General features: G+C 36.7%; 7 protein-coding genes. 6 read left to right on the forward strand and 1 reads right to left on the reverse strand.

Annotated elements, in window-relative coordinates; translation table 11 throughout:
• Positions 1-359: 359 nt before the first annotated feature.
• Positions 360-713 carry a helix-turn-helix domain-containing protein gene (locus tag ACFIK6_RS09175; RefSeq protein WP_375642661.1) on the reverse strand — a complete coding sequence of 118 codons (354 nt, stop codon included), beginning with the start codon at positions 711-713 and terminating at the stop codon, positions 360-362.
• A gap of 87 nt (positions 714-800) precedes the next feature.
• Between ACFIK6_RS09175 and ACFIK6_RS09180 the strand changes: the two genes are divergently transcribed.
• The 6 genes from ACFIK6_RS09180 to ACFIK6_RS09205 all read left to right on the forward strand — a co-directional run bounded on the left by ACFIK6_RS09180 (position 801) and on the right by ACFIK6_RS09205 (position 4183).
• The gene (locus ACFIK6_RS09180) at positions 801-1088 is read left to right on the forward strand and encodes a helix-turn-helix domain-containing protein (RefSeq protein ID WP_375642662.1); all 288 of its coding nucleotides are present in this window, start codon (positions 801-803) and stop codon (positions 1086-1088) included.
• Between the two features lie 99 nt (positions 1089-1187).
• Positions 1188-1553, forward strand: coding sequence for a hypothetical protein (locus ACFIK6_RS09185; protein WP_375642663.1), 366 nt, complete (start codon positions 1188-1190; stop codon positions 1551-1553).
• A 149-nt stretch (positions 1554-1702) separates the two neighbouring features.
• Positions 1703-2179 (forward strand): hypothetical protein, encoded by a 477-nt coding sequence (locus tag ACFIK6_RS09190; RefSeq protein WP_317992692.1) that lies wholly within the window; start codon positions 1703-1705, stop codon positions 2177-2179.
• Entirely contained in the window at positions 2172-3221 is a 1050-nt protein-coding gene (locus tag ACFIK6_RS09195) for a DUF1376 domain-containing protein (RefSeq protein WP_375642664.1), read from the forward strand. Before ACFIK6_RS09190 ends, ACFIK6_RS09195 begins: the two co-directional genes overlap by 8 nt.
• Positions 3163-3681, forward strand: a complete 519-nt coding sequence (locus tag ACFIK6_RS09200; protein ID WP_375642665.1) for a hypothetical protein — start codon at positions 3163-3165, stop codon at positions 3679-3681. Before ACFIK6_RS09195 ends, ACFIK6_RS09200 begins: the two co-directional genes overlap by 59 nt.
• 154 nt (positions 3682-3835) lie before the next feature.
• Positions 3836-4183 (forward strand): hypothetical protein, encoded by a 348-nt coding sequence (locus tag ACFIK6_RS09205; protein WP_375642666.1) that lies wholly within the window; start codon positions 3836-3838, stop codon positions 4181-4183.
• Positions 4184-4343: the final 160 nt, after the last annotated feature.

The raw sequence follows: 4343 nt of genomic DNA on the forward strand, positions 1-4343 counted from the left end.
AGTGGTCCAGACCGACCAATGTTTTGATCATCATTATAGACAACTAATAAAATTTCATCAGAATTTATAAGAATTGGCTTATCCATAATTTTTCCTCCCTAACGCCTCTTGGCGATTGTTTGTGCGTGGTTTATGAGATATATATAATACGCATAATGCACACTTGTTAACAATAAAATATGCGTTATGTGTATTTTATTTTTACCGGTATAAAAATCTTGTAAGAAGATTTTTTCTAAATGACGATTCTCATGAAAGGGGAAGGTGAATGGTTATGAAAACAATAAAAAGTGATATAGAATTAGATAACAAAATAATGCATCTGGTTTCTACATTTAGTAATGAAAGAAAAAAAGCTTTTATTTTTTTTCTTCTGCATGCAGGCGATTTAAAAGGTGAAGAATTGTTTCTTTATCTGGTTGAGTTGTTTTTTGTAGTAGATTAATAATTTGCTCATCAACAGTTTGTTTTGTGGCAGGAATTGGAGAGGAGGGGCCTTCTCCCTCTCCGGTTAATAACCATCCTTCACTAATTCTAAATGCTTTTGCATATTTCGCAGATGCTCGTGATATTCCTCTTAATCCTTGTTCGTGCTGTATATAGCTAGAGTAGTTCCAGCCAAAATATCTAGCTGCTTCTTTAGCACTTCTAAAACCACGCGCTAAACGCGCTTTTATTAATCTAGCAGATTGGTCTATCGTGTTACTAAGCATTTTCATCTCCTTAATATATTCATATTGCATATAATCGGTATGCATTTCGACTTGACTTTTAAGTGCTCATAATGCATATTATTTTTTATGGGAAAAATAGCAGTAAAACAGTTACGTAAAAATCTGAATTTAACTCTGAAAGAAATGGCAGCACGGTTAGGCGTCAACAAGTCAACAGTATGGCGTTGGGAAAAATATGGTGTTCCTTCAAGAGGAGCCGTTGCGTATCTTCTCGAAGCATTATGGAATGAACAATCTCCTCCAACGCCTGCTTTTGTCAACGGTTCCACTGTTTGCATGAAGCCATGTGAACAAAATGAAATGACGAAGCTTCAATATGAAGAAAAGAATGAACAGCAGCCTTCACACTCTTAAAGAAGAAAGATCATGAGAAACGGAATATTGAAGAAACTCTACACACGGATTTGTAGATTAATAGGTTGTAATACGAAAATTGAGAATGGAGATAAGTTTGTGAAAGAATTTATACAAATACCGGATCGTGACTGTAGCGTAGAAGATCTTGTGAAACGACACGAAACTCATACAAAAGTTCTTGCAAAACAAGAAGAATGGCATAAGTCACAATTTGATAATTGGATGAGATGGCATGAAGCAACTCTTGCAGAGCGAGATAAGTCAATTGAACAACAGCAAGTAGTACTTGAAAACCTATCCTCTTTAATTAAGCAAAAAAATGAAACGCTATACAGCCAAAGGCTAAAGTTAGCTTCACAGATGAAAGTTATTGATGAATTAAATAATAAAATCACTGAGTTAATCAACAAAAAAGAAGAACCAAGATTGATCGATTTTATTTTTGCAGGAGAAGTTTTTTAACTTGCGTCATTTGAGCCAAAAATGAGGATTGTTAATTAACAATGAATCATTGCGAGGTTACTTTTTCACAAACATTTTTTCAAGACAAGCAATCACAACACGTTCTGTCATAGCACACATATAAATACGTAGAGCCTTAAGGGGGGATAATGATCACTAACGCACAAACCATTTTATGTCTTGATCTAGGGACCAAGACAGGCTGGGCGATATGCGGTGCGGATGGTCACATAACAAGCGATACAGAAGATTTTCAATCACGCCGTTTTGAAGGCGGTGGTATGCGTTATTTACGCTTTAAACGGTGGCTTACTGAACTAAAGAGATCTGTTGATGAAATTGACGCGGTATATTTTGAAGAGGTGCGCCGGCATGTGGGTACAGACGCTTCTCATATTTATGGGGGCTTTCTAGCAACCTTAACAGCGTGGTGTGAACATCATCAGATACCATATGAAGGCATTCCTGTTGGCACAATTAAGAAAGCAACAACAGGAAAAGGCAACGCCTCAAAAGAAGAAATGATTAAGGCGGTATGTGCAAAAGGACATGTACCTAAAGACGACAACGAAGCAGATGCTTTAGCAATTTTATATTTAATAAAAGAAGGGGATGCGCATGTCTAATGCAATGCCATGGATAAGATTCCATTTGTATGACTGGATAAGTGGTACAAATGGAATGACATCTGAACAACGGGGGGTTTATATAACCCTTCTCGTTTGCATGTATGAAAAAAAAGAACCACTTAAAACAGATTTTCAAACGCTTGCACGTGTTTGTCATTGTTCGCAGAAAAAATTTGCAGCTATTGTCGAATATCTCATGAGAAATAATAAACTTGTTGAGACAGATAATGGATTGTGGAATACGCGCGTTGAAGAAGAGCTAAACGATTTTGCTGATAAAAAAGAGCACATATCGCAAGTTCGTAGTGAGGCTGGTAAAAAAGGTGCACAAGCAAAAAATAATACAAAACAACATGTTAATAATTTTGCTGAAGCAAACGCTAAGCAAAATCAAGCTATAAAGAACCAGAATAAGAATATATATAAAAAAACTAAAACTATCGTTTTAGCAAAAAAAGAAATTGGTTCTGAAAATTTAGAAACAATCGATTTGGTTGACGAGCCAACAGAGGTTGCTGCTGTTGAGACCACATCAGAGCAAATCACAACCTCATCAGACAACCAACCTCCCATTCACGAGCAAGAGAACGTTTCCCAAAAAGCAAAACGAGCGCAAGCTAATCGCGGTTGTCGATTACCAGAGGATTTTGAACCCGATTACGATTTTGCCATTGCAGAGGGTTTGCCTCCAGAGCGTGTCAAAGTCGAAATCGCAAAGTTTCGAGATTATTGGAAAGCCTGTGCAGGAAAGAATGCTATCAAACGTGATTGGCAAGCAGCATGGAGAAACTGGGTACGCAAGGCTATCGAGGATTTAGAAAAAACAAAAAATACGAACAACAATGGTGGAAACAATGGAAATTACACTCAAAAGCAAAAAAGCATTGGGGAACGTATCGCAGACAGTCTCCTTGATATCGGAAATCGAGGGTATTTTGAAACACATTCATGCGATGATACCTCCGAGCGGTCCGTTTGTTTTGAAGGATGGCAGCCAATTAACGAAACAGCAGGAATCGATTGCTTTAGAGGCTGGTGATCAATTGCAAGAGCTCTTCGCAGTGAAAGCAGGTAAAGAGGATATAGCAAAAGCTATTCGCATGCTGTCGTGTGGTTTGAAAATAGCACAACAATCAGACCATGAGGGAATGGCGTTGACCTATGGAATGGTTTTGGAAAATGTCTCTGCATGGTCACTGATGACAGTGGTCAAACGGATTTTATGTGATGAAATAAATTGTTTATCCGATACATTTTTTCCGAGCACGCGTGAACTTGTCAGGTTGTGTCGTGATTTGGAAAACGATCTTTTGAGAAAAGCCAATTTTGTACGCAATGCTGTTTTGAGAGCTCGTGAAAAGCTTTTGAAAGAACAAGCAGAGAAAGAGCATTCAAGCCCCCTTACTGTTATTCACAAGCAAAAACTTGAAGAGACTCTAAATGGCATTGGTGGGATAATGAAACGCTTTGGTCCACAGCAAAGTAGTGAAAAGTGCTGATTATTTTACGATTAGACATGCGTTTAAATAGACAAAAATGTACCATACAAAGCGATTTAAAGATTTTATGATGAAAAAACCATATCTATAATATAAAACGCTCTGTATGATCAAATTTGAGACAAATAGACCATGGTAAAATTAGGATTAAAGCATGTTCATTTTAAAACATTTATTCTTAACAATCCGTAAACAACCCATGCGAAAAAAGTTTGTTGCAACAGCTGTTGGTTATGTTCCTTGGGGGGACGGAGCAGAGGAGTATTTTTACAACCTCTACGAATATGAAGACGGCACAAGAGAATGTGAAAAGTTTGATGGCGGACAGTATTATACCACACCAGAAAATGCGGATTTTAGTACCAAAGCGCAGGTGAAAGCTTGGGTTTATGGGGGTGGTATTCCAAAAAGCGTTCTCAATTACGAACCTCTTATAGACGAGATCAATAAAGAGATCAAAAAATTATCAAAAACTGCAGGAAATAAATATGTTTACAGATAAACAGCTAAGAGCCTTGTTTGGCATTATAACTTTTATATTTTTATGTTTTTTAGGAATTAAAAAAAATCCCTACTTTATTCAAAGTATTTTGATATTTGCATCTTTTGGTTTGATAATAATAACAAATATTTTTGTAATTTTATGCAATTCTCATATTCCT

The sequence above is a fragment of the Bartonella sp. AS69XJJH genome (assembly GCF_042195585.1).
Classification (GTDB): Bacteria; Pseudomonadota; Alphaproteobacteria; order Rhizobiales; family Rhizobiaceae; genus Bartonella.